The organism is Variovorax terrae, from assembly GCF_022809125.1.
GTDB lineage: Bacteria > Pseudomonadota > Gammaproteobacteria > Burkholderiales > Burkholderiaceae_C > Variovorax_A > Variovorax_A terrae.
Genome location: NZ_JALGBI010000003.1, coordinates 484,331 through 508,520, shown reverse-complemented (window position 1 = coordinate 508,520; position 24,190 = coordinate 484,331). Strand labels below are relative to the sequence as shown.

General features: G+C 68.2%; 18 protein-coding genes. 5 read left to right on the top strand and 13 right to left on the bottom strand.

Annotation, left to right across the window (positions count from 1 at the left end):
• Positions 1 to 291: 291 nt before the first annotated feature.
• The 7 genes from MMF98_RS21780 to def form a co-directional block, all read right to left on the bottom strand.
• Positions 292 to 633, bottom strand: coding sequence for an AzlD domain-containing protein (locus MMF98_RS21780; protein WP_243309443.1), 342 nt, complete (start codon positions 631 to 633; stop codon positions 292 to 294).
• Positions 630 to 1,316 carry an AzlC family ABC transporter permease gene (locus MMF98_RS21775; protein ID WP_243309690.1) on the bottom strand — a complete coding sequence of 229 codons (687 nt, stop codon included), beginning with the start codon at positions 1,314 to 1,316 and terminating at the stop codon, positions 630 to 632. The genes MMF98_RS21780 and MMF98_RS21775 overlap by 4 nt, the downstream gene beginning before the upstream one ends.
• 48 nt (positions 1,317 to 1,364) lie before the next feature.
• Entirely contained in the window at positions 1,365 to 2,417 is a 1,053-nt protein-coding gene (locus MMF98_RS21770; protein ID WP_243309442.1) for a methionyl-tRNA formyltransferase, read from the bottom strand.
• A complete protein-coding gene (locus MMF98_RS21765; protein WP_243309441.1) occupies positions 2,414 to 3,886 on the bottom strand; it encodes a caspase family protein in 1,473 nt (490 codons plus the stop codon). The genes MMF98_RS21770 and MMF98_RS21765 overlap by 4 nt, the downstream gene beginning before the upstream one ends.
• A 104-nt stretch (positions 3,887 to 3,990) precedes the next feature.
• Entirely contained in the window at positions 3,991 to 5,994 is a 2,004-nt protein-coding gene (locus tag MMF98_RS21760; RefSeq protein ID WP_243309440.1) for a caspase family protein, read from the bottom strand.
• Between the two features lie 129 nt (positions 5,995 to 6,123).
• Positions 6,124 to 6,621 carry a hypothetical protein gene (locus MMF98_RS21755; protein WP_243309439.1) on the bottom strand — a complete coding sequence of 166 codons (498 nt, stop codon included), beginning with the start codon at positions 6,619 to 6,621 and terminating at the stop codon, positions 6,124 to 6,126.
• Between the two features lie 29 nt (positions 6,622 to 6,650).
• Positions 6,651 to 7,163 (bottom strand): peptide deformylase, encoded by a 513-nt coding sequence (gene def / locus MMF98_RS21750; protein WP_243309438.1) that lies wholly within the window; start codon positions 7,161 to 7,163, stop codon positions 6,651 to 6,653.
• Positions 7,164 to 7,354: 191 nt separating this feature from the next.
• Here def and MMF98_RS21745 point away from each other — a divergent pair, with 191 nt between their 5' ends.
• From MMF98_RS21745 to MMF98_RS21730, 4 genes are all read left to right on the top strand, one after another.
• Positions 7,355 to 8,563, top strand: coding sequence for a LysM peptidoglycan-binding domain-containing protein (locus MMF98_RS21745; protein ID WP_243309437.1), 1,209 nt, complete (start codon positions 7,355 to 7,357; stop codon positions 8,561 to 8,563).
• 47 nt (positions 8,564 to 8,610) lie between these two features.
• On the top strand, positions 8,611 to 9,825 hold the full coding sequence (dprA, locus tag MMF98_RS21740) for a DNA-processing protein DprA (protein ID WP_243309436.1): 1,215 nt from the start codon (positions 8,611 to 8,613) through the stop codon (positions 9,823 to 9,825).
• Positions 9,826 to 9,889: 64 nt separating this feature from the next.
• A complete protein-coding gene (locus tag MMF98_RS21735; RefSeq protein ID WP_243309435.1) occupies positions 9,890 to 10,378 on the top strand; it encodes a Smg family protein in 489 nt (162 codons plus the stop codon).
• Between the two features lie 124 nt (positions 10,379 to 10,502).
• Positions 10,503 to 11,492, top strand: coding sequence for a hypothetical protein (locus MMF98_RS21730; RefSeq protein WP_243309434.1), 990 nt, complete (start codon positions 10,503 to 10,505; stop codon positions 11,490 to 11,492).
• A gap of 30 nt (positions 11,493 to 11,522) precedes the next feature.
• Here the strand turns inward: MMF98_RS21730 and MMF98_RS21725 are convergent, their stop codons facing one another.
• The 5 genes from MMF98_RS21725 to MMF98_RS21705 form a co-directional block, all read right to left on the bottom strand.
• Positions 11,523 to 14,174 carry a DUF1631 family protein gene (locus tag MMF98_RS21725; protein WP_243309433.1) on the bottom strand — a complete coding sequence of 884 codons (2,652 nt, stop codon included), beginning with the start codon at positions 14,172 to 14,174 and terminating at the stop codon, positions 11,523 to 11,525.
• Positions 14,175 to 14,186: 12 nt separating this feature from the next.
• Complete coding sequence (gene secF / locus MMF98_RS21720; RefSeq protein ID WP_243309432.1) at positions 14,187 to 15,140, bottom strand: protein translocase subunit SecF; 954 nt, start codon at positions 15,138 to 15,140, stop codon at positions 14,187 to 14,189.
• Between the two features lie 11 nt (positions 15,141 to 15,151).
• Positions 15,152 to 17,038 (bottom strand): protein translocase subunit SecD, encoded by a 1,887-nt coding sequence (secD, locus tag MMF98_RS21715; protein ID WP_243309431.1) that lies wholly within the window; start codon positions 17,036 to 17,038, stop codon positions 15,152 to 15,154.
• Positions 17,039 to 17,093: 55 nt separating this feature from the next.
• Positions 17,094 to 17,426, bottom strand: coding sequence for a preprotein translocase subunit YajC (yajC, locus tag MMF98_RS21710; RefSeq protein WP_243309430.1), 333 nt, complete (start codon positions 17,424 to 17,426; stop codon positions 17,094 to 17,096).
• 288 nt (positions 17,427 to 17,714) lie between these two features.
• A complete protein-coding gene (locus MMF98_RS21705) occupies positions 17,715 to 21,278 on the bottom strand; it encodes an indolepyruvate ferredoxin oxidoreductase family protein (protein WP_243309429.1) in 3,564 nt (1,187 codons plus the stop codon).
• A gap of 181 nt (positions 21,279 to 21,459) precedes the next feature.
• Between MMF98_RS21705 and MMF98_RS21700 the strand changes: the two genes are divergently transcribed.
• Complete coding sequence (locus MMF98_RS21700; RefSeq protein WP_243309428.1) at positions 21,460 to 21,966, top strand: Lrp/AsnC family transcriptional regulator; 507 nt, start codon at positions 21,460 to 21,462, stop codon at positions 21,964 to 21,966.
• A gap of 121 nt (positions 21,967 to 22,087) precedes the next feature.
• Here the strand turns inward: MMF98_RS21700 and MMF98_RS21695 are convergent, their stop codons facing one another.
• Positions 22,088 to 24,073: a PhoX family protein gene (locus tag MMF98_RS21695; protein WP_243309427.1), complete on the bottom strand. Its 1,986-nt coding sequence runs from the start codon at positions 24,071 to 24,073 to the stop codon at positions 22,088 to 22,090.
• Positions 24,074 to 24,190: the final 117 nt, after the last annotated feature.

Below are 24,190 nucleotides of genomic sequence, written 5' to 3'. Positions count from 1 at the left end.
GGCTTGCTGCCGCATGAGCCGGCGCCGTGGCTTCTGCTCTGAAGAAGCCACGGGGCGCCGGTCGATGGCAGTCTATCGACCGGCTTTTTGCGTGTACACGGCCGTGTCCTATCGTTTTCCATGAGGACTTGTCCGCATTCGCCTCGGCCAGGGGCGGAATGCCCCAAAACCGTCACATGCGCGACAGCGGTGCGGGTGGACAGAGGGTCTGCACGAGGAGCAGAGCGGGTGAACGCGCGGACCTGCGCAGTCCCCTGGAAAGCCGGCGGCGGCCTGACCTGGCCGCCAGCGCTACCAGCCCCAGCCCAGGTGCAGCGGCAGGTAGACCGCCATGCCCACCAGGATGGTGAGCAGCACGTCGCGGCGCCAGAAGTAGGCCAGCGCCCCGGCCGCGGCGGCGAACAGCCGCGCATCGGCCCAGGTGCCGACGAGCTGGCCCTGCACCATCACCACCTCGGGCAGCACCACGGCCGACAGGGCGGCAATGGGCGCGTATTGCAGGCCGCGCTGGGCCCAGTGCGGCAGGCTCCAGGGTTTGCTCGAGATGAAGAAGAAGCTGCGCGCCACCACCGTCACCACCGCCAGGCCCACGATCACGGCCAGCGTCCACAGGTCGGTCGTGCCTGCCGTCATGGCCGCGCCTCCTGCGTTGCCGGCCGGAGCTTCTCGAGCCCCAGGCACAACAGCACGGCCGCCGCGATCGCCACCACGATGTTGAGCTTGAGCGGCAGCGCCCAGGTGGCCACCGCCACCGCGCCGGCCACGGCGGCCGAAACGATGCGCAACCGCGTGCTGGCCAGCGAGCACAGGATGCCCACCAGGCACAGGATGCCGGCAAAGCCCAGGCCCCATCGCGTGGGAATGAAGTTGGCCAAGGCCACGCCGACGATGCTGGGCACCATCCAGCTGCCCCAGTTGACGAAGCAGTTGCCGGCCAGATAGGCCTCCTGCGCGCGGCGGCCTTCGGCGTCGGCGGCCGGCTTGGGATAACGGCGCGTGAACAGCACGTAGCTCAGGTCGGCCGTGAGGTAGCCATGCGCCATTCGCTCCCAGCGCGGCAGGTGGATCAGGTAGGGCCGCAGGTGCAGGCTGAACACCACGAAGCGCAGGTTCACGCAGAAACCGGTGGCCAGGATCACCCACATCGGCGCGCCCGCCACCAGCAGCGGAATGGCCGCGAGCTGCGAGCTGCCGGCGAACACCAGCAGCGTCATGGCCAGCGACTCGAACACGCTCATGCCGGACTTGACCATGGCCACGCCAGTCATCAAGCCCCAGGCGGCGATGCCGGGCGCCTGCGGCCACATCTCGCGCATGCCGGTGCGGAATTCGGGGTGGGTGTAGTGGGAACGGAGGAAGAACACTCAGGGTTTCTCGAAAGTCATGCCGGGCTTCAGGTCGAAGCCGCGCAGGAAGTCTGCCACGTTCAGGCGTTTGCCGCCGGCGCGCTGCAGCTCGGTGAGGCGCAGCACGCCCTCGCCGCAGGCCACGCCCACACCGGCCGCGTTGACCGACAAAATCGTGCCAGGGTCCGCATCTACGGGACGCGGGTCGCTATCTATTTCATAGCGCCAGAGCTTGACGGTGTCGCTGCCGATCTGGGTGAAGGCGCCGGGAAACGGGTCGAAGGCGCGAATGCGCCGCCCGATCACGGCGGCCGGCTGCGTCCAGTCCACCGCGGCCTCGGCCTTCTCGATCTTGTGGGCGTAGGTCACGCCCGCCTCGGGCTGCTTCACGGCCGCCAGGCCGCCGCAGGCCGCCAGCTCCAGCGCCTCGACGATCAGCCGGCCGCCGAGCGCGGCCAGCCTGTCGTGCAGGCGGCCCGTGGTGTCGTCGGGCGCGATCGGCAGCTTCTCCACCAGCAGCATGTCGCCGGTGTCCAGCCCCGCATCCATCTGCATGATGGTGACGCCCGTCTCGGCATCGCCGGCCTCGATGGCACGGTGGATCGGCGCCGCGCCGCGCCAGCGCGGCAGCAGCGAGGCGTGGATGTTCAGGCAGCCCAGGCCACGCGCCCCCACGCGCCCCGCTGCGCGCGGTTCGCTGCCCCCCGTGGGGGCGTTCGCGCCTTCGGGCGGCCGTGCGGCGCTCATGGCATCGAGCACCCATTGCGGCAGGATCAGCCCGTAGGCGGCCACCACCATCACGTCGGCCTGCGCCGCCTCGATGGCCTCGCGCGCGGCGGCCGCGTCCTCGGGGTATTTGCCGTCCAGCCGCAGGCTGCGCGGCTGCGCCACGGGGATGTTCTTCTCCAGCGCGAACTGCTTGACCGCCGAGGCCTGCAGCTTCATGCCGCGGCCGGCCGGTCGGTCGGGCTGGGTCAGCACCAGCGGAATCTGGAAGCCCGCGGCGTGCAGACGCTCTAGGGCGGTGCGGGCGAAGTCGGGCGTGCCCGCGAAAACGATGCGTAGACTCACTTGGCGGATACCTGTTGGAATTGTCCGGATAACAGCTCCGGCCCCCCTGTGCCGGCCACGGCGCTGTGTATCGCCAGCTCGAATGCTGTGGGCATCGGGCTGGCACCCGCATAGCTGGCCACCCAGGTGCCATAGCGCCTCGATCGGAAGAACTCGACCTTGGTTTCCACGCGAGCCTCGCGGCCGACCTCCTGAATCACGCGCCATTCCAGCTGGGTTTCCAGCATGGGATCGATCGTGCCGTAGGCCACTCCCGAAGCTCCTGCATGCAAGGGCAATCGCCACAGGCTGCCAGAGTTCAGCCGAAACACTTGAGGACCCAGCCGCACGGCCTGTACCTGCTCGTCCCGGCCGATCGCGTCGCCCGTGCTGAAAAGCACGCGCTCGGACGTGGCCTCGGTCACGCGCACGATGTCTTCATGGCGGCGGCCTGTCAGCTTGTCCGTCATCGACAGCCGGCCCAGGGTGTCGCCCATGGCCAGGTCTGAAATGGCAGGCGTCCCTACTGCGCTCTGGCTGGTGCCAGCCGACGGCTTGGGGGGAGCGGAAGGCGAGAGCGACGCGGGCGCGCTTCCCGGCAGTTCAGCCAGCCGCGCCCGCACCAGCCCCGCAAACTGGCCGTTCGGAAATTGCGCAAGGTAGGCCTCCAGCTCGCTCGGGCGGCGGCTGGTCTTGATGCTGTCCCAGTAGGCCAGCTCCACGGCCGAGGCACCGGTCGGCGCCTCCTGGGCGCCAGCGCCTGGGGCCGCCATCGGCATCGCGGCCATGGAGGGCTTGAAGAAGAACTGTCCCTCAAGCGCCGTGTTCTCCCACGGCGTCTGCTGGTTTGCACTGTCGCGGCGCACCGCGGCACGCACCTGCTTGAAGACTTCCTCCACGGGCAGCCCCGGCTGGCGGATGGCCCGCGCCAGGTGCTCGGTGTAGAGCCCGTTGCGCCCATGGCCATCCGAGGCGATCGAGCCCGGTGCGGTGGCGTAGGCCACCAGCGAGCCCGAGGGCGCGCTCATCTGCGCCAGACCGGCGGCCGCTGTCCGCGACTTCACAGCAAACGGGTTGTTCCGGCAGGCGTCCAGGATGACCAGGTTCATGCGGTTGCCGGCCGACTGCATCTTCTCCAGCACGAGCTGGGCGTTGATGGCGTCGTCGGCCACTTCGTCCTCGTTGCGGATGTCCGAGTCCACCGAGATCAGGTAGTTCTCGCCGCGCATCTGCACGCCGTGGCCTGCGAAGTAGAACAGGCCGACGCCACCCGTCTGCTTGAGCCGATCGCCGAAGTCGCGCACCAGGCGGCGCATCTCGCGCAAAGAAACGTTCTCGCCCCGGATCACCTGGAACCCCGCCTCCCGCAGGGACGACTCCATGAGCCGCGCGTCGTTCACGGGGTTGCGCAGCGGAGAGTTCTTGTAGCTTGCGTTGCCAATCACCAGCGCCAGCCGGTTCTCGGTGCCAGATTGCGCCCATGTCCGCATGGGCAGGACGCTGATCGCTATCAAAAGAAGAGCAAACCACCAACCCCGCCAGCCGTTCGAAGCGGCAGCCGCTGGCGCGATGCCATGCTGCATGACCCTCTCCCTCACTTCGCGACCACCCTTTGAACCTCACCGATCAGGGTATCGGGAATGCCGCGGTAGGTCATGTTGCGTGTTTCCATGCGGTAGCTGGCAGCCAGGGGCAGCTCATCCCTGAAAGTGCCGGTCCAGGTCCCGTAGCGGCGGCTGGTCTCCAGGTTGTGCGCCGTGCCTGCCGCCGTCACGGCGTAGTAGTTCAGCGTGGCCTCCAGCACTGCGGTGTCGCCCTGGCGGCTCACCACCCGCCATTCAATGCTGCCCGGCACTTTCTGTCCCCGGATATCGAGAGCGGCCGAGCCGCTCTCTCCCGCTTGCAGCGGCAGGCGCCACAGACGGCCGCTGCGCACGGAAGCCACCAGATCCCCCAGGCGCACGGCCGTGACCTGGCCATTGGCCTCGATCACGTCGCCGGTGCTGTAGGTGGTCCGTCGGGGCGTGCGCTCGGTCACCTCGACGCCGATCTCCTGGGTCTGGCCATAGAGCGCATCCCTGATGAGCATGCGGCCCAAGACGGCGGAGTTGCCGAGCGCGGAGGCCGGCACGGCATTGGGCTGCCATACCGTAGAAACCACGTCGGGACTCTGGGCCCCGCCACTGTCCAGGCGCACCTGAAGCTGCGAACGCGAGGCCAATGTCTCCTGCTCACGAAACTCGGCCCTCCAGGTTCCGAACCGGCGCGCGCGCACAAGGCCGTTGGAGGGAATGCCGATCTGGGCTTCAATCTTCGCAATTCCGTTGGCAACGGAGACCACCCGCCAGGAAAAATCGCCCCAGGTGCTACCCCCCTCGAACTGAAGCTGCGCGGTGCCTCCGTCGCCCGCGCGGAGGGGGAAGCGCCACAGCGCACCAGACATCGCCGTGCCGACGTAGCTGCCGAACCGGGCCGTCAGCGCCCGGCCGTCGTTGGCGATCACGTCGCCCGAGCTGTAGGTCGTGGCCGACTCCGTTTCGGTCGCGACCCGGACGTCCACGACGCTCTGCTGCCCCGTCAGTTCGTTCTTGATCGTGAGCCGTCCCTCGGCGTTGCGTGAGGACGGCCCCGGTGGCAACAGGCTTGCCGCCATGGGACCGGGAGAAGCCTGCACAGAGCCCCCCGCAGGCTTCGCACTCGCCAGTCGAGCCCTCGCCAACGCTGCAAAGCGCCCTTCGGGAAACTGCGACAGATAGGCCTCCAGTTCGGCCGCCTGGCTGCTGGCCTTGATGCTGTCCCAGAAGGCCAGATCGATGGCGGCAGGGTCGGTCGTTCCCGGGGGCTGCGCCGGGGCCGTGGCTGACGTCTGCACCAGCGACGGCTTGAAGAAGAACTGTCCTTCGAGCGCCGTGTTCTCCCAGGGCGTCTGGGCATTGCGGGTTTCCCTGCGCACAGCGGTGCGCACCTGCTTGAACACCTCTTCCACCGGCACACCGGGTTGCACGATGGCCTGGGCCAAATGCTGGGTGTAGGGGCTGTTGCTGCCGCGTCCGTCGAGCGCCACCGAGCCCGGCGCCGTGGAATAAGCCACCAAGCTGCCCGAGGGCGCATTCATCTGGGCCAGCCCGACCGCGGCCGCCCGCGAGCTGTTGGGAAAGGGATTGCTGCGGCAGGCGTCGAGGATCAGCAGGTTCATGCGGTTGCCCGCCGCCTCCATCTTGTCGAGCACCGACTGCGCGTCCACCGAGTCGTAGGCCACCTCTTCTTCGGCGCGGATGTCGGCGTCCACCGGCACGAGGTAGTTGGCGCCCTTCATCTGCAGGCCGTGGCCCGAAAAGTAGAACAGGCCCACGCCGCCGCTTTGCTTGAGCCTGTCGCCGAAGGCGCGGATCAGGCGCTGCATGTCGCGGCGGCTCACGTTTTCCGCCCGCTGCACCTGGAACCCCGCCTCCTTGAGCGCGGCTTCCATCAGCCGCACGTCGTTGACCGGGTTGCGCAGGGGCGAGAACTTGTACTGGGCATTGCCGATCAGCAGCGCCATGCGGCTTTCCTGCGCCTGCGCCGTCCGGATGCCGGCCAGCGCCGCAGCCAGAAGCATGAGCAACGCCAAGCGCGTCAGGAACAAATGCGGCCGATGCGGTAAGGAATGAGGCATCACGATCAGGACGGATACGGAAGTCAGGCCCCGATCATCCCATGAACCGGGGCGCCCGGACGCGGCGCGCGGCTACGAACGGTCGTTCGGCGCGTTGCGGAATTCCATGCCCTGCTGCGTGCGCTGCACGAGGCCCTGGCCGTCCACGTAGACCCAGAAGAACATGTCGCTGCCGTCGGTCCAGCGGTAGGTGAGGATGTCGCCGGCCCAGTCGCGGGTGTGGTCCACCGTGGCCGGCCGGCCGAACTCGCGCTCGACGTCGCCCCGCGTCCATTGGCCGGGCCGGATGCGCGCGAACTCGGCGGCGGTCAGCACCTGGCGCGCCTGCAGCACGCGGCCCGCCGCGTCGAGGTCCACCATCACCGCGAACTGCCCGGCCGGCTGGGATGAGTACTGCAGGCGCTCGCCCGAGGCCAGCGGCACGGTGCGCGTGGGTGGACCGAAGCGCGCCAGCACGGCCTCGCGCGGCGTGCCGGGGGCCACGTCAAAGGTAGGGAACGGGTCGCTGGCGCAGCCCGCCCCGAGGGCCGCGGCGGCGATCCACGGCATCAGCAGCATTCGCAGGTTCATGGCAGTCTCCCAGGAGCCCACCGGCGGGCTCAGGCCTTTTCCGCCTCGCGTTGCGCCTTCAGCATCTTGGTCTTGATGCGGTTGCGCTTGAGCGGCGAGAGGTATTCGACAAACACCTTGCCCATCAGGTGGTCCATCTCGTGCTGGATGCAGACGGCCAGCAGGCCCTCGGCTTCGAGCGTGCGCAGCTGGCCCTCGCCGTCCAGCGCCTTCACCTTCACCGCGGCGGCGCGTTCCACACCGTCGTAGATGCCGGGCACCGACAGACAGCCTTCCTCGCTGATGTGCCGCTCGGCGCTGGCCCAGGTGATTTCGGGGTTGATCAGCACCAGCGGCTGGTCGCGCTCCTCCGACACGTCGATCACGATCAGGCGTTCATGCACGTCGATCTGCGTGGCCGCGAGGCCGATGCCATTGGCGTCGTACATGGTGTCGAGCATGTCGGCGATCAGGCTCTTGATGCGTGCGTCCACCGCCTGCACGGGCTTGGCCACCGTATGCAGTTTGGGATCGGGATAGCGAAGAATGGAAAGTAAAGCCATGAAATCTCGTCGAAGGTGTCGCTATTTTCGCCACTTTTCGCTTTTCGGGCAGCGGCAAAACCCAATAAACGTTGCCCAATCAAGGGCTTGAGCGCAGAATCGCGAGTGATTTGTCAAGACATATCCGCCGGGACGCCGCCCTGAACAAGGCTCCGGCCCAGGCCCGGGGGGCATCCAAGATGCAGCAAACAATGACGACATACAAGATGGTACACACCACGGCACTGGCAACGGCTCTGGCGGGCACCCTGCTGGCGAGCGCGCCCGCACTGGCCCAGAATTTTCCGGTCACGTCCGGCCAGAAGGCCACGGCCGAGCAGGTGGCGCAAACCGGCGTGCCCCTGAGCGAGCTGGCGCCCAATGCGCCCGACCACTACACCGTGCAGCGCGGCGACACGCTGTGGGCCATCTCCGGCCTGTTCCTCAAGAGCCCGTGGCGCTGGCCCGAGCTGTGGGGCATGAACCTGCAGGACATCCGCAACCCGCACCGTATCTACCCCGGCCAGCAGCTCTACCTGGACAAGAAGGATGGCCGCGCCACCCTGCGCACCCGCGAGGCCAGCGCCGACAGCCCGCCCAGCGACACCGTGCGCGTGTCGCCGCGCACGCGCTTCGGCAGCCTGGCCGACAGCGCCCTGCCGACGCTCAAGACGCACCTGATCGAGCCCTTCCTGGCCGAGCCCGTGATCGTGGACGAAACCACGCTGGCGCAGGCGCCGCGCATCGTGGCCACCCAGGAAGAGCGCGTGCTGCTCAGCCGCGGCGACCGCGCCTATGCGCGCGGCAACGCCGCCGCGCCGCTGCTTGACGAACAGGGCAAGTCCCGCGACTACCGGGTGTTCCGCAACGCCACGCCGCTCAAGGACCCGGTCACCGGCGTGGTGCTGGGCTACGAGGCGCAGTACGTGGGCAAGGCCTCGCTGGTGCGCGGCGAGTCCACCAGCGAGGTCCAGAACAAGGACGGCAAGACGCAGACCGACATCGTGCCGGCCACCATCGACATCGTGCGCGCCAAGGAAGAAATGCGCGTGGGCGACCGCCTGCTGCCTGAGCCCGAGCGCCAGCTGCTGAGCTACATGCCGCATGCGCCCAACAACCGCGTGGAGGGCCGCATCGTCTCGGTCTACGGCAGCGCCGTCACCAATGCCGCGCAGAACCAGGTGGTGGTAATCAACCGCGGCACCCAGGACGGCATGGAAAGCGGCCTCGTGATGGCCATCCTGAAGGACGGCGCGCGCATCGTCGACAAGACCGATCCCGCCAAACCCCAGATCAAGCTGCCGGACGAGCGCAACGGCCTGCTGATGGTGTTCCGTCCATTCGAGAAGCTGTCCTACGCGCTGATCCTCGAAATCACCGACGGCGTCAAGATCGGCGACCGCGTCACCAACCCGCGCTGAGGCTCGCCGCCACGCGCGCGGGCCCTGGCCCCTTTTCGCAGCACCCCATGGAGCGCGATGAACTGGCCGCCTGGCTGCGCCTGACGCTCACCCCGGGCGTGGGCAACGACAGCGCGCGCCGGCTGCTGGCCGCCTTCGGCCTGCCGCAGGCGGTGTTCGGACAACCCGCGAGCGCGCTCCAGCAGGTGGTGAGCCTGGCGCAGGCCGGCGCCCTGCGCAGCGAACCGCCCACCCTGGCGGCGCAGCTCGACGCCACCTGGCAATGGCTGCACGGCCCGGCCGACCCCGAGGCGGCGCAGCCCGGCCGGCGCCGCGTGCTGGTGCTGGGCGATACCGACTACCCGGCGGCGCTGCTGAGCCTCGAAGACCCGCCCCTGATGCTGTACCTGCTGGGCAGCGCAGATTTTGAATCAAATCCGCCCGAGGTCCAGGCCGGTGGGTCATTTTCAGCTACAGAAACGATAGCAAGCAGCCTGTCGCGCAGCATCGCCATCGTGGGCAGCCGCAACCCTACGCCGCAAGGCGCCGCCAATGCACGCCAGTTCGCGCGGGCGCTCAGTGCGGCCGGCCTGACCGTGGTGTCGGGCCTCGCGCTGGGCGTGGATGGCGCGGCCCACGAGGGCGCGCTCGAAGGCGCGGCGCCGGACGCGGGCCTGGCCACCATCGCGGTGGTCGGCACCGGGCTGGACCGGGTCTACCCGAAGCAGCACCTCGAGCTGGCGCGCCGCATCGCGCGCCGGGGCCTGCTGATCAGCGAATACCCGCTGGGCACGCCGCCGCTGGCGGCCAACTTCCCCAGGCGCAACCGGCTGATCGCGGGCCTCTCGCGCGGCACGCTGGTGGTGGAGGCGGCCCTGCAGTCGGGCTCGCTGATCACCGCGCGGCTGGCGGTCGAGCAGGGCAAGGATGTGTTCGCCATCCCGGGCTCGATCCACGCCACCCAGTCGCGCGGCTGCCATGCGCTGATCAAGCAGGGCGCCAAGCTGGTGGAGTCGGCGCAGGACGTGCTGGAAGAGCTGCGGCTACCGGCCGCTCCTGATTCGATAGCACCCAAGGACCAGGGCACGCGGACCTCCGCCTCTAAAGAGCCTGAAAGCACGCTGCTGCAGCGGCTCGGCCACGACCCGGTGAGCCTGGACGCGCTGATGGCGCGCACCGGCCTGCCGGCGCCCGAGCTGCAGGCCCGGCTGCTGGAGCTGGAGCTCGAAGGCCAGGTCGCGCGCCTGCCGGGCGGCCTGTTCCAGCGCCTCGGCGCGGGCTGATGCCGCTCCGCAACACCGGCGGCAGACTTCTCCCCGCGCCGTGGTTCTGCGCTATATTGGGGCCATGTTTGAAGTGCTCGTGTTCGTCTACGAAAACTACTGGCGAGGCGATGCGTGTCCTGAACTGAAGCAGTTGGGGCGCAAGCTCAGTGCCGTGGGCTTCGACAGCGACGAAATCGAGGCCGCGCTGGCCTGGCTCGACGGCCTCAACCTGGCCGCCCGCCACACCCGCATCACCCTCCCGGCCAGCCCAGACCTGCCCCCGATCCAGCAGCAGTCGCCCACCAGCCTTCGCGTCTATTCCAGCGCCGAGCAGGATCACCTGGGCGCCGAGGCGCTGGGCTTTGTGAGCTTCCTCGAAACCTCGGGCGTGCTGCCCGCGCCGATGCGGGAAATCGTCATGGACCGCGCCATGGCCGTGCCCGGCGGCCCGATGTCGCTGGACGACCTCAAGATCATCGTGCTCATGGTCTACTGGAGCGCCGGCGTCGAGCCCGACGCGCTGGTGCTCGACGAGCTCTGCGACGACACCGAGTCGCGCATCGCGCACTGACGCCGCTTCTTCTGCATCGCCACCCCCTGATCGAAGGGGGATCGGCCCCCCGATCAGGGGGGTGACCGGATCGGGACCCGCCACCAGAATCGCTCTCCATCTGTGTTTCACCCCTGGAGAACGTATGCGGCACCCTTTCCACCGGCCCTGGTGGCTTCTGCTTTCAGGACTGGCCGCGGCCGGTCTGATCACGGCCTGCGGCGGCGGCGACGGGCTGATCGCCGCCGCCGGCAATGGCGGCGCCACCACCGTGACGGGCGCCGCCGTGAAGGGGCCGGTGGCGAATGCCACGGTCACGCTCTACGCGGTGAACAGCGCGGGTGTGCGCGGCGCCTCGCTGGGCACCGCCAGCACCGACGCGCGCGGCAGCTACAGCCTGACCGTTCCGTACAAGGGCGACCTGCTGATCGAAGTGACCGGCGGCAGCTACACCGACGAGGCCAGCGGCGCCACCCGGCCTCTGACGGACACGATGCGGGTCATGACCACCTCGGGCTCGGAGGGCGGCACCATCACCGGCATCGTCACGCCGCTGACCACCATCGCCTACAGCATGGCGCAGCGCGCCGGCGGCGGCGCCACGGTCCGCAACTACGGGGCGGCGCTCAACAGCGTGGGCACGCAGTTCCAGCTGGGCACGGTCAACCTGGCCACCACCCTGCCGTCCGTCACCGGCACCCTCAATGCCTACGGCCAGGCGCTGCGCGGCGTGTCGCAGTATGTGCAGAACGGCGGCTCGCTCGCGACCCTGATGGCCTGGAGCACGCCGGGCGCGCTGCAAGCCGGTTTCCAGGCCGCCTACAACGGCATCAACGGCACCACGCTGAGCTTCAGCTTCAATGAAAATGGCGTCAGCATCGGCGGCACGGGCGTAGGTGGCGGCAGTGGCAGCTGCGGCGTGAACGTGCAGGGCACCGTCTCGACCGGTGGCATCAGCGTGCCGCTGAACCTGAACTACTGCATCTCCGGCATCGCCGCCGGCTCCTGCAACGCCGGCAACAGCTCGCTCAGCCAGGCCGTGGCGGGGCAGGGCGGCGCGGCCGGCGCGGTCAACCTCAACTACACCTACTCGCCCAGCTGCGCCGCGGGCGCGGTCACGATCGCGCTGCAGTAGCGAGCCCGCTGGCGAACGGTTCCGCGCGGCTCAGCTCAGCAGCCGCTCGGGATTGGCCTCGAGCTTGGCCAGCGCGTCGCGCGTGGCGCGCACGGTGAGCGCCTCTTCCTCGGCCGGCACCAGCAAGCCGGCCTGCAGGTAGGCCGCCAGGCGCCGCGCCTGGATCAGGTAGCTGCGGCCGGCGGCCGAGGCGAACAGGTGGAGCTGCTTGCGGTCGCTGCACCACACGAACTGCACCTGGCTGAGCTTGCCGTTGTGGTCCAGCGTGAACCAGGTGCCCAGCTGCAGCTCCTGGGCCCAGGCCCGCATCGCATCGCTGGGCTGCGAGCCGCCGTCGGCCACCACCTCGATGTCCGAGGCATCGATGCCCAGCATCATCTCGATGCTCTCGGTGTCCAGCGGCAGGTCGCCGGCATCGTCGTCGCTGACGAAATCCTCCAGGTGGGCCAGCCGCTGGGCCATGAGTTCGATGCGCGCCTGGGGGATGGCCTCGGTCTTGGACAGGAAGGCATCGGCCAGCGTGTCGCCGATGGCCTTGATGCGCATCTCCTGCTCGGGCCCCACGATGCCCAGCAGGTCCATGCCCTGGCGCAGGCGCTGCAGCAGCTGCGGCAGGTCCTGGATCACGCGGGCGCGGTCGCTGCGGTTGGGCTTGGCGCTGGCGGCCCACACCAGGTCGGCCGCCGACTTCTTGAGCGCGATGGTGTCCGCATGCTGCGGCCCGTGCTTGACCGCCGCCATCGCCAGCACCTCGGCCCAGACCTTGAACAGGAACTCCCGGATCTCCTCGCGCACCGGCATGTCGTTGAGCATGTTGCGCATCTCGATGGTGTACTGGATCGCCATCGTCTCCTTCTGCTCGACCTGCTGCGCCACGCTGACGAGGCGCTGCGTGGCGCCCTTCTCGGTGAGGAACTTGGAGAGGAATTTCTGGAACTCGTCGTAGACCAGCTGGAACACGCGCCGTCCGGTCTCGGGGTACTGCTCGATCACCTGCACCACGCGCTTGATCTCGCCCTCCAGCGCGCTGCCGCTGATGGCGCTGGCGTCGAAGCCCATCACGCAGGAGCCCATGCGGTCGATCAGCTGGCGCGCCGGGTGCTGCAGCGTGCCGAAGAACTCGGGCTCGCTGATCGCCACGCGCAGCACCGGCATCTGCAACCGCGCGAACCACACACGCACGGCAGCCGGGATGCGCTCCTCGGCCAGGATGCTCTGGAACATCAGCGCCACGATCTCGATGGTGGCCTTCTCGGTCGAGGTGGCGGCCTTCTTCTTCAGCTCGCTGGTGCGCTGGCGCATGGCCGTGGCCACCTGCGCCACACCGGCGTCGTCATAGGCCACGGCGGGCATGCTGGGCTCGGCCACCTGGGTGGCATCCACCCGAGCCAAGGCCTCGGCCAGCGCCGGCGACGGCCGGGTGACATGCGTGGCGTCGAAGTCGGCCACGCGGTCGCTCAGCAAACGCCTCAACTGCCCGATCACCCCCTGCGCCCGCTGGCGCACCCGCGCCAGCGGTGTGCTCGCGGTCAGCATGCGGGTTTCCTCGCCCGCGCCCTCCGGGCCGCCCCGCGCCACCATGCCGCCGCCCGCACCGCGGCCGGCTCCGGCGCCACCGGCGGGCATGCCGGCAGAGCCGCTGGCCGGCGCGCCGGCGCGACGGGCACCGCCGGGGAAAGCCCCACCGCCACCGCCACCGCCACCGCCACCGCCACCGCTGCCGCTGCCGCTGCCACTGCCACTGCCACCCAGCATGCCAGGGCGACTGGCGGCCGCCCCAGCCTCTGCCCAGCGGGCGCCGGACAGGCCTGCCCCGCCGCCACTGCCACCCAGCATGCCAGGACGACTGGCGGCCGCCCCGGCCTCGGCCCAGCGGGAGCCGGACAGGCCTGCTCCGCCACCGCCACCGCCACCGCCACCGCCACCGCCACCAGCGTATCCATGGCCATGGCCGCCTGACGCGGTTGGTGCCGGCCCCGCATCGGGGCCCGTGACGGGGGCATCGTCAGGGGCCTTGTTGCGCCCCCCGAGGGCGCCCGGCGCCGTGCGCTTGACCAGGGGCTTGAGGTCGATCTCGGGCATCACGCCCTGGGCGATCAGGAACTCATTGGTGTGGTGATAGGTTTCGACCAGGCGCTGCACCAGCCCCTGCTGGATCACGTCCTGCACCAGGACCCAGACTTCGCGCGTCAGGCCGGCGGCAAACCACTGTTCCACCAGCAGCTGCGAGGTGACCTCCGGTCGCAGCACGTCGTGGCCGGCCAGTTCCTGCGTGCCTTCGAGCTGCTGGATGCGCAGCCGCAGGTCATTGAGCTCCCAGCTTGCCTTGTCCAGCACCGACAGCGCCAGGCGCGAGGACAGGATCTTGTTCTCCACCACTTCGTCGCCGATCAGCTCGAAGCTCGCGGCTTCGAGCCGGACGCGGGCGGTGGCGGTGGGCGGCGTCAGTGCGCCGCGCCAGGCCTTCTGCGTGCCGTCGGCCCAGGTGCCGCGCAGCTGCTGGAACGCCAGCATGGCATCGCGGCGCTCCTGCATTTCGCGGGTGCTGCCGCTCTGGTCCAGCAGGCCGCCCAGACGGCCCTGCACGGCCGTGACCAGCTCGGCCGTGACCCCTTCCACTTTCGCCACAAATTGCTGGCGCGCCTGGCGCGCCAGTTGCATGCCGGACGTCTGGGGCTGCATCAAGCCCGCTCCCTAGACCACGGCCCCTGCATTGGGGTCGTTCGGGTCTTCGTCCTTCTTCGCCGAGCTCTTGACCAGGTCTTCGCGCTTCACGCCCAGCCACATGGCGATGGCGGCGGCCACGAACACCGAGGAGTAGATGCCGAACAGGATGCCGATGGTCAGCGCCAGCGCAAAGTAGTGCAGGCTGGGGCCGCCGAAGAAGAACATCGACAGCACCATGGCCTCGGTCGAGGCGTGGGTGATGATGGTCCGGCTCATGGTGCTGGTGATGGCGTGGTCGATCACCTCGTGCGTGTTCATCTTGCGGTAGCGCCGGAAGGCCTCGCGGATCCGGTCGAAGATCACCACCGATTCGTTCACCGAGTAGCCCAGCACCGCCAGCACCGCCGCCAGCACCGAGAGCGAGAACTCCCACTGGAAGAAGGCGAAGAAGCCCAGGATGATGACCACGTCGTGCAGGTTGGCGATGATGGCCGCCACCCCGAACTTCCACTCGAAGCGGAAGGCCAGGTAGAGCACGATGCCGATCACCACCATGGCCAGCGCCATCAGGCCGCCGTGCACCAGCTCGTCGCCCACCTGCGGGCCGACGAACTCGGTGCGGCGCAGCGCCGCGTCGGCGTTCGCGGCCTGCAGCGCGGTCAGCACGCGCTCGCTCTGCTGGGCCGAGGTCACGCCCTTTTGCACGGGCAGGCGGATGATCACGTCGCGCGAGGTGCCGAAGTTCTGCACCTGCACGTCGGCATAGCCCAGGCCCGCCACCGTGTCGCGCACCTTGCCGAGGTCGGCCGGCTGGCTGTAGGCCACTTCCATGACCGTGCCGCCGGTGAACTCCACCGACAGGTGCAGGCCGCGGCTGAACAGGAAGAACACCGCCAGCGCGAAGGTGATGAAGGAGATCGCGTTGAAGATCAACGCGTGCTTCATGAAGGGAATGTCTTTTTTGATCCGAAAAAATTCCATGGTCCGTCCCCTCAGTTCGTCTTGGCCACGGCCGTGGCGTCGGCATCCGGCTTCCAGATCTGGCCGATGGAGACGCTCTTGAGCTTCTTCTGGCGACCGTACCAGAGATTGGCCAGCCCGCGCGAGAAGAACACGGCCGAGAACATCGAGGTCAGGATCCCGATGCAGTGCACCACCGCGAAGCCGCGCACCGGGCCGGAGCCGAAGGCCAGCAGCGCCACGCCCGCGATCAGGGTGGTGACGTTGGAGTCCAGGATGGTGGCCCAGGCGCGCTCATAGCCGGCATAGATGGCGGCCTGCGGCGCCGCGCCGGCGCGCAGCTCCTCGCGCACGCGCTCGTTGATCAGCACGTTGGAGTCGATGGCCACGCCCAACGCCAGCGCCATGGCGGCGATGCCGGGCAGGGTCAGCGTGGCCTGCAGCATGGACAACACGGCCACCAGCATCAGCATGTTCACGGCCAGCGCGACGGCGGAGAACACGCCGAACAGCATGTAGTAGGCGCACATGAAGACCGTGATCGCCACGAAGCCCCAGATCACGCTGTGGAAGCCGCGCGAGATGTTCTCGGCGCCCAGGCTCGGGCCGATGGTGCGCTCCTCGATGATTTCCATCGGCGCGGCCAGCGAGCCGGCGCGCAGCAGCAGCGCCGTGTCGTTGGCTTCCACCGTGCTCATGCGGCCCGAGATCTGCACCCGGCCGCCGGCGATCTCGGTGCGGATCACCGGCGCGGTGACCACTTCGCCCTTGCCCTTTTCGAACAGGATGATGGCCATGCGCTTGCCAACGTTCTCGCGCGTCACGTCCTTGAAGATGCGCGAGCCCTTGGCGTCGAGCGTGAGGTTGACGGTCGGCTCCTGGGTCTGGCCATCGAAGCCGGGCTGGGCGTCGGTCAGGTTCTCGCCGGTCAGGATGACCTGCTTCTTCACGATCACGGCCTGGCCATTGCGGTCCAGGTAGCGTTCGTCGCCGAAGGGCACAGCGCCGCTGCCGGCCTCGGCCGCGCGGGCCTCGGTGCTCTCGTCCACCAGGCGCACCTCCAGCGTGGCGGTGCGGCCCAGGATGTCCTTGGCCTTGGCCGTGTCCTGCACGCCGGGCAGCTGCACGACGATGCGGTCCAGGCCCTGCTGCTGGATCACCGGTTCGGTCACGCCGAGTTCGTTGATGCGGTTGTGCAGCGTGGTGATGTTCTGCTTGAGCGCCAGCTCCTGCACCTTGCGCGCCGCCTCGGGCTTGATGGTGGCGGTCAGCCGGTACTCGATGCCGTCGGGCGCGTCCACGGTCTGCAGGTCGGGGAACTGGTCGGCGATGATGCGCTTGGCCGCCTCCAGCGTCTGCGCGTCGCGAAAGCGCACCTCGATCGTCTGGCCGTTGCGGTTGATGCCGCTGTGGCGCACGTTCTTTTCGCGCAGCGAGCTGCGGATGTCGCCCGACAGCGATTCGGCCTTCTTGTCCAGCGCCGCGGCCATGTCCACCTGCAGCATGAAGTGCACGCCGCCGCGCAGGTCCAGCCCCAGGTACATCGGCTCGGCGCGCAGCGCCGTGAGCCACGCGGGCGAGCGCGACAGCAGGTTCAGCGCCACCACGTAGGGCGGGTCGGACGGGTCGGGGATCAGCGCCTTCTGGATCGCGTCCTTGGCCTTGAGCTGGGTGTCGGTGGTGTCGAAGCGGGCCTTGATCGAGTTGCCGTCGTAGGTGATGGCATCGGCCGTGATGCCGGCGGCCTTGAGGGCGTCCTCGACCCGGGTGTGCGTGGTGCTGTCGATCTTGACCGACGACTTGACGGCCGACACCTGCACCGCAGGCGCCTCGCCAAAGAAATTGGGCAGGGTATAGAGGGCCCCCACCAGGAGCGCGATCACGATGATCGCGTACTTCCAGACCGGATAACGGTTCATGATCTCGCTTCTTCTGATGCCGGCAGACGCGGCGGATGGCTGGAACAGCCGGTTGTTACTTCATCGTGCCCTTGGGCAGCACCTGGACCACGGCGCTGCGCTGCACCTGGACCTCCACGCCGGAAGCGATTTCCACCGACAGGTAGCCGTCGCCCAGCTTGGTGACCTTGCCCAGCAGGCCGCCGGCCGTGACCACCTCGTCGCCCTTGGCGAGCGCCTCGATCATGGAGCGGTGCTCCTTCTGCTTCTTCATCTGCGGGCGGATCATCACGAAGTACAGCACCACGAACATCAGCACCAGCGGCAGCATGCTCATGAGCGACGACGACATGTCGCCCCCGGCGGCTGCGGCGGGTGCGGTCTGGGCAAAGGCGGAAGAAATAAACACGGGCTACTCCACAACGGATGGTCGATACGGGACACCTCCCGGCCTGGGCGGGCACCTGACTGTGCCGCATGGGGAAGGATGGAGGATTGTATTCGGGGGGCTCGTGAGTAAGAAGTTGTAACCCCACGCCGCGCCCGGTCAGGCGGGCCGCGGGCCTGGCGGATGGCGCCGGGGCTGCCGCAGCCACGGCCAGCCGGGTCCGCGCCAGCGCGCGTCGCGTCTCCCGGTTGCTACCAATTCAATAGCTACAAAGCACCGCTGCACGCGGACATCTGGCCTGTTTGAGGCTCAAGCCGCCTGTTGCAGCGGCTTCGGGCTGCGCCAGGCCGCCAGCAGCTGCGTCCACTTCACGCGGGCCTCGGCCAGATGGCGTTCCTTGACGTGGCCATACCCCTTGATCTGCTCGGGAATGCGCGCGATCTCGACCGCGGCCGCGTGGTTGCCGGCCTCCAGCGTTTGCAGCAGCTCCTCGATGCTGGCGCGGTATTCGCCGATCAGCGCGCGCTCGGTCTTGCGCTCTGCGGTCCTGCCGAAGAGGTCAAGCGCGGTGCCGCGCAGGCCCTTGAGCCGGGCCAGCAGCCTGAAGCCCGTCAGCATGGCCGGGCCGAACTGCTGCTTCTGCAGCTCGCCCTTGGCATTCTTCTTGGCGATGATCGGCGGCGCGAGGTGGTAGTTGAGCTTGAAGTCGCCCTCGAACATGGCGTTGACCTTGGCCAGGAAGGCGGTGTCGGTGTGCAGGCGCGCCACCTCGTACTCGTCCTTGTAGGCCATCAGCTTGAACAGGTAGCGCGCCACGGACTCGGCCAGCGTGGTCTTGCCCAGGCGTGCCTCGGCCTGGCGCACCCGGTCGACGAACTGCCGGTACTGCTCGGCATAGGCCGCATTCTGGTAGCCGGTGAGGAACTCGACGCGGCGCGCCACCAGGCCGTCCAGCGTTTCGCGCTTCTTGAACGTCACCACCTGGGCCGGGGTGAACAGTTTCTCGACCGCCGCCCAGTCGTGCGCCGCATGGCGGCCCCAGGCGAACGCCGCCTTGTTGTTGTCCACCGCCACGGCGTTGAGCTCGATGGCGCGCAGCAGCGATTCGAGCGACAGCGGCACCCAGCCCTTCTGCCAGGCATAGCCCAGCATCATCGGGTTGGCGTACAGGCTGTCGCCCATCAGCCGGGTGGCGGCGGTGTCGGCGTCGAAGGTGCCGACGGCGGAAGCGCCCACGGCCTTCGCGATCTCGGCGGCGCAGGCCTCGGCCGGGTTCTGCCAGTCGGCGTTGTGCACGAAGGCCGCGGTGGGCGCGCTGTGCGAGTTGAGCGCCACATGGGTGCGGCCTTCGCGCATGCGCATCGCGGTCTCCTTGCCGGCGGCGACGATGGGGTCGCAGCCGAGGATCAGGTCCGCCGCCGCCATGCTCACGCGCGTGGTGCGGATGTCATCCTGCCGCTCGCCGATCAGCACGTGGCTCCAGGTGGCGCCGCCCTTTTGCGCGAGGCCCGCCGCGTCCTGCGTGACGATGCCCTTGCCCTCGATGTGCGCGGCCATGCCCAGCAGCTGGCCGATGGTGATGACGCCGGTGCCGCCGACGCCGGCCACCACGATCCCATAGGCACCATGGATGACGGGCAGCTGCGGCTCGGGCAGCGCACCGAGCTGGAGCGGCGACGCGGCCTGGTCCTTGGCTTTCTTCTTGAAACTCCCACCTTCGACCGTGACGAAGCTCGGGCAGAAACCCTTGAGGCAGCTCATGTCCTTGTTGCAGGTGCTCTGGTTGATCTGGCGCTTGCGGCCGAACTCGGTTTCCAGCGGCTCCACCGACAGGCAGTTGGACTGCTCGCCGCAGTCGCCGCAGCCCTCGCAGACCAGCTCGTTGATGACCACGCGCTTGGCCGGATCCACCATCGTGCCGCGCTTGCGGCGCCGGCGCTTCTCGGTGGCGCAGGTCTGGTCGTAGATGATGACCGTGGTGCCCTTGAGCTCGCGGAACTCGCGCTGCACCGCGTCCAGCGTGTCGCGGTGCTGGATCGCGATGCCCTCGGGCAGGCCGTGGATGCTGTCGTACTTCTCGGGCTCGTCGGTGACGATGGTGATCTTCGCCGCGCCTTCGGCCCGCATGCTCTGCGCGATCTGCACCACGCTGTGGCCCTCGGGCCGCTCGCCGACCTGCTGGCCGCCGGTCATGGCCACCGCGTCGTTGTAGAGGATCTTGTAGGTGATGTTCACGCCTGAGGCGATGGCCTGGCGGATCGCCAGCAGGCCGCTGTGGAAGTAGGTGCCGTCGCCCAGGTTGGCGAAGATGTGCTGGTCGGTGGTGAAGGGCTGCTGGCCGACCCAGGGCACGCCCTCGCCGCCCATCTGCGTGAAGCCGATGGTGCTGCGGTCCATCCAGGTGGCCATGAAGTGGCAGCCGATGCCGGCCATGGCGCGCGAGCCCTCGGGCACCACGGTGCTGGTGTTGTGCGGGCAGCCCGAGCAGAACCAGGGCGCGCGGTCGGCCTTCACTTCCAGCACCTGCAGCGCGCGCTCCTTGGCGCCCAGGATGGCGAGCTGCGCGTCGATGCGCGCGGCCATGTCGCCGTCCACACCGAGCTTCTTGAGGCGCTGCGCGATGGAGCGCGCGATCAGCGCGGGCGACAGGTCGGCGTTGGCGCGCAGCAGGGTGTTGGCCGTGGGGTTGGGCTGCGACCATTCGCCGCCGGAAAAGTCGCCTTCGACTTCGCTGAACTTGCCCAGCACATTGGGCCGCACGTCGGGCCGCCAGTTGTACAGCTCTTCCTTGAGCTGGTACTCGATGACCTGGCGCTTCTCCTCGATCACCAGGATTTCCTGCAGGCCGGTGGCGAACTCGCGCGTGAGCTGCGCCTCCAGCGGCCAGACCACGCCGACCTTGTGCAGGCGGATGCCGAGCTGGCGGCAGGCTGCGTCGTCCAGGCCGAGGTCGATCAGGGCCTGGCGGGTGTCGTTGTAGGCCTTGCCCGAGGCGATCAGGCCGATGCGGTCGTTCGGGCCCTCGATCACGTTGTAGTTCAGGCGGTTGGCGCGGATGTAGGCCAGCGCGGCATACCACTTGTAGTCGAACAGGCGCGCCTCCTGCTCCAGCGCGTGGTCGGGCCAGCGGATGTGCACGCCGCCGGGCGGCATCTGGAAATCGGTAGGAATCTTGATGTCCACGCGCTCGGGGTCGATCATCGCGGTGGCGCTGGACTCGACGATCTCCTGGATCGTCTTCATGCCGGCCCACACGCCCGAGAAGCGGCTCATCGCGAAGGCGTGGATGCCCAGGTCCAGGATCTCCTGCACCGTGGCCGGGAAGAACACCGGCAGGCCGCAGGCCTTGAAGATATGGTCGCTCTGGTGCGCGGCGGTGCTGCTCTTGGCCACGTGGTCGTCGCCGGCCACCGCGATCACGCCGCCCCAGGGCGTGGTGCCGGCCATGTTGGCGTGCTTGAACACATCGGAGCAGCGGTCCACGCCCGGGCCCTTGCCGTACCAGATGCCGAACACGCCGTCGAAGCGGTTGGTGCCCGGCGGCGAGAAGCCCAGCATCTGCGTGCCCCACAGCGCAGTGGCGGCCAGCTCCTCGTTGACGCCAGGCTGGAACACGATGTTCTGGCCCTTCAGGTACTTGGCCGCCTTGACCAGCGCCTGGTCGTAGCCGCCCAGCGGCGAGCCGCGGTAGCCGCTGATGAAGCCCGCGGTGTTCTTGCCCTGCTGCGCATCGCGCAGGCGCTGCAGCATCGGCAGCTTGACCAGGGCCTGCACGCCGCTCATGAAGGCGCGGCCGTAGTCGAGGGAATACTTGTCGTCGAGCGTGACCGTTTCGAGGGCCTTGCGGATGTGCTCGGGTAGCGGGGCGTTCATTTTTCGTGGGTCTCCAGTGCCTTGTGGGAATCACTGCCTTGTGGGCAGGTCACGATGGCGCCCGGGTAGGGCGCAGCCTCTAGTGCATTACAAAGTGTATGCCCGATGCGCTGATATGTCTTTGCGTTCTATGCCCGATAAATATTGATACAAGAAAGATTCTTTCTTATATTCCCTGTTTATGGAAACACTAGACAAGTTTGATCTCGCCATCCTGACCGAATTGCAGGCCGACGCGCGGCTGACCAACACCGAGCTGGCGCAGCGCGTGGGCCTGTCGGCCGCACCCTGCTGGCGCCGCGTGCGCGCGCTGGAGGAAGCCGGCTTCATCAAGGGCTACCGCGCCGAGATCGACCGCCACAAGATCGGCCTGGGCGTGCTGGCCTTCGTGCGGCTGGATGCCGAGCGCAACACGGGCGGAGTCACGCGCGAACTCGAGGAGGCGATCCGCAAGATCCCCGAGATCATCTCCTGCCACTACATCAGCGGCGCGGGCACGTTCGAATTGCAGGTGGTGTCGCGCGACCTCGACAGCTTCTCGCTGTTCATGCGCCAGGTGCTGATCAACCTGCCCAACGTGAAGGACCTGCACACCAGCTTCTCGCTGGGCGAGGTCAAGGCCAGCAGCGCGCTGCCGCTCGGACATCTGGCCAGAATCGGCCAGGAGTCCGCATCCAGCGGTCGTTGACAGCTATCAAATCAATAGCGCTGGGTTGCTGCGACCCTTGTGAAAAAGCCCGGCCCCCTCGCGGGGACCGGGCAACCGGCTGGGGCCTGTTCACCCTGGCCGGGTGGCTCACTGTGGGTGATCAGGCTTTCGCCGTGGCTGCGGCCTTGAGGTCGACGGTGAGGTAGCCCACCGCCGCGCCGAACTTGTCCTTGTAGTTCGCGCGCACCAGCGGATCGAGCGTGGCCTTCACGGTGCTGTGGATGCCGAGCCAGTCGCCGGCGTGCTGGAAGTTGCTCATGATGTAGGTCCAGCCGTTGATCTCGTCCACGGCGTGCAGGCCGGTGGATTCGCCGCCCGAGGGAATCGACATGAGGCGCGACAGCTTCTTGGTGTCGATGTTGTAGGCCCACAGGAAGTTGTTGACGTGCTGGCTGCTGTCCTCGCCGATGAACAGGGTGCGCAGCTTCTCGGAGAACTTCAGGTTGTCGGGGTTGGCGATCTTGTCGGGGTTGGCGGTGTTGCCCAGGGCGTCGGCGGTGATGTCCTCGCCCATCAGCAGCGCCTTGGTGTCCACCGGCATCCATTCGCTGTTGATCGCGGCGCCCTTGTCGTCCTTGACGCCGCTCTTGAGGGCCAGCGCCATCACGCCGCCGGCCACCAGCTGCTTGTCCACCGAGATGCCGTTGCCCGGCACGTTGGCGACGTTGCCGGCCACCATCGAGGCCTGGATGTTCTGCAGCGCGGAGTAGGCCACCTTGTCCTTGATGTTGACCGTCGTGCCTTCCATCTTGGTGAAGCCCATGCTGGCGCCGACGAAGGCCGCGTAGCGGTGGGTTTCGAGAAAGGCGGCGGCCTTCTCCATGCCTGGCTTGATCTTGATCCACTCGATCTTGCCGTTGGCCACGATCTTGGTGAACGTCGCGTCGGCCGGATCGGCCTTGACCACGGTCATGATGTCGGCGGGCAGCAGCGTGTTGGCGAGGTTCTCGATCTCGGCGCTGGTGGCGCTGCCGAGCTTGATCCAGGTCAGCGGGGCAGCGGCGTCGCCGGGCTTGATGGAGAAGCCGGCGCCGACCTTGGCGACATACAGCGAGCCCGAGGACAGGTCCTTCTCCTTGTCGGCCACGAACACGAAGTAGCCGCTGTTGGTGGCGTCGTCGCCCATGAAGGCCGTCCGGTTGTCGGGCATCACCTGCACCAGCTCGTGCGAGATGCGGCCCATGCAGTAGTGCTTCTTGATCGAGGCCGTGCCGTCGGTCTTCACCGTCACTTCGGGCATGTGGCCGTAGTGGTAGGGGTTGGCCTTGGCGGCGTCGCCGTACAGGTTCAGGCTAAAGGCCTGGAGCTGGGCATTGGCCGCGTTGAAGGCATCGGGTTCGTACTCTTCGCTCGACAGGTGCGTGCCCCAGGGCGACAGGCTGGCGCCGCAGGTGATCCACAGGCCGCGCACGCCCGAGGTGTCGACGTTGTGGTACTTGACCAGCGACAGCTTGCCGGTGGCCGGGTCCTGGTCGAGCGTGAGCACGGCAATCGGCGACGGCAGCTTGCCGTACATGTCGGTCTTGCCGTCCTGGGCCCAGGTGGTGTACTCGAACTGCACCACGGCGAACACGGCATTGCCCTTGACGCCGTCCACCTTGGCGCCAGGCACCGTCAGCAGCGAGGTGCCGTCCGGCGAATCCGAGAAGTACTGGCGTTCCTTGCCCGGCACCGTCTTGTCGATGATCTTGTTGTTGTAGATGTCGAAGTAGCCGCCGGCCAGGATCTGGCCGCCCTTGCCGTCGGTCACCAGCTCGCCGGTCACGAAGAAGGGCTGGTAGGCCAGCTTGAAGGTCTGGCTGGTGCTGTTGCTGAAGTTCACCTTGAGGCTGGAGCTCACGGCGGTGGTGGCCATGTCGGCCGCCTTGGTGAGGTTGGGCGCGTCCATGCCGACGAATTCGGCCGAGACGAAGCTCGGCGCCACGGCGCTCGGGCCGGCCGGTGCGGCCACCAGCGAGCCGTCGCCGCCGCCGCAGGCGGCCAGCGAGGTCATGGCGGCCAGGCCGCCGGCACTCAGCGGCAGCATGGGTGCGCCAGCCAGGAATTTCAGCGCCTGCCGGCGCGAGGTTTGGGGCAGATCGGACATTTTTCTAGCTTTCAGAAGTTTCAGGTGGGGGGAGGGCTGCATGAGCGTCTGCGCGCTCGACTTCGCGTGAACAACGCGCACGTCGAGTCAGGCGGGATCGTAGGAATGCCATGTGAC

Coding starts and splice junctions, on each gene's coding strand:
- MMF98_RS21780 (WP_243309443.1), bottom strand. CDS start 633: ATGACGGCAGGCACGACCGACCTGTGGACGCTGGCCGTGATCGTGGGC.
- MMF98_RS21775 (WP_243309690.1), bottom strand. CDS start 1,316: ATGCGCGAGATGTGGCCGCAGGCGCCCGGCATCGCCGCCTGGGGCTTG.
- MMF98_RS21765 (WP_243309441.1), bottom strand. CDS start 3,886: ATGCGGACATGGGCGCAATCTGGCACCGAGAACCGGCTGGCGCTGGTG.
- MMF98_RS21760 (WP_243309440.1), bottom strand. CDS start 5,994: ATGCTTCTGGCTGCGGCGCTGGCCGGCATCCGGACGGCGCAGGCGCAG.
- MMF98_RS21755 (WP_243309439.1), bottom strand. CDS start 6,621: ATGAACCTGCGAATGCTGCTGATGCCGTGGATCGCCGCCGCGGCCCTC.
- def (WP_243309438.1), bottom strand. CDS start 7,163: ATGGCTTTACTTTCCATTCTTCGCTATCCCGATCCCAAACTGCATACG.
- MMF98_RS21745 (WP_243309437.1), top strand. CDS start 7,355: ATGACGACATACAAGATGGTACACACCACGGCACTGGCAACGGCTCTG.
- dprA (WP_243309436.1), top strand. CDS start 8,611: ATGGAGCGCGATGAACTGGCCGCCTGGCTGCGCCTGACGCTCACCCCG.
- MMF98_RS21735 (WP_243309435.1), top strand. CDS start 9,890: ATGTTTGAAGTGCTCGTGTTCGTCTACGAAAACTACTGGCGAGGCGAT.
- MMF98_RS21730 (WP_243309434.1), top strand. CDS start 10,503: ATGCGGCACCCTTTCCACCGGCCCTGGTGGCTTCTGCTTTCAGGACTG.
- MMF98_RS21725 (WP_243309433.1), bottom strand. CDS start 14,174: ATGCAGCCCCAGACGTCCGGCATGCAACTGGCGCGCCAGGCGCGCCAG.
- secF (WP_243309432.1), bottom strand. CDS start 15,140: ATGGAATTTTTTCGGATCAAAAAAGACATTCCCTTCATGAAGCACGCG.
- secD (WP_243309431.1), bottom strand. CDS start 17,038: ATGAACCGTTATCCGGTCTGGAAGTACGCGATCATCGTGATCGCGCTC.
- MMF98_RS21705 (WP_243309429.1), bottom strand. CDS start 21,278: ATGAACGCCCCGCTACCCGAGCACATCCGCAAGGCCCTCGAAACGGTC.
- MMF98_RS21700 (WP_243309428.1), top strand. CDS start 21,460: ATGGAAACACTAGACAAGTTTGATCTCGCCATCCTGACCGAATTGCAG.
- MMF98_RS21695 (WP_243309427.1), bottom strand. CDS start 24,073: ATGTCCGATCTGCCCCAAACCTCGCGCCGGCAGGCGCTGAAATTCCTG.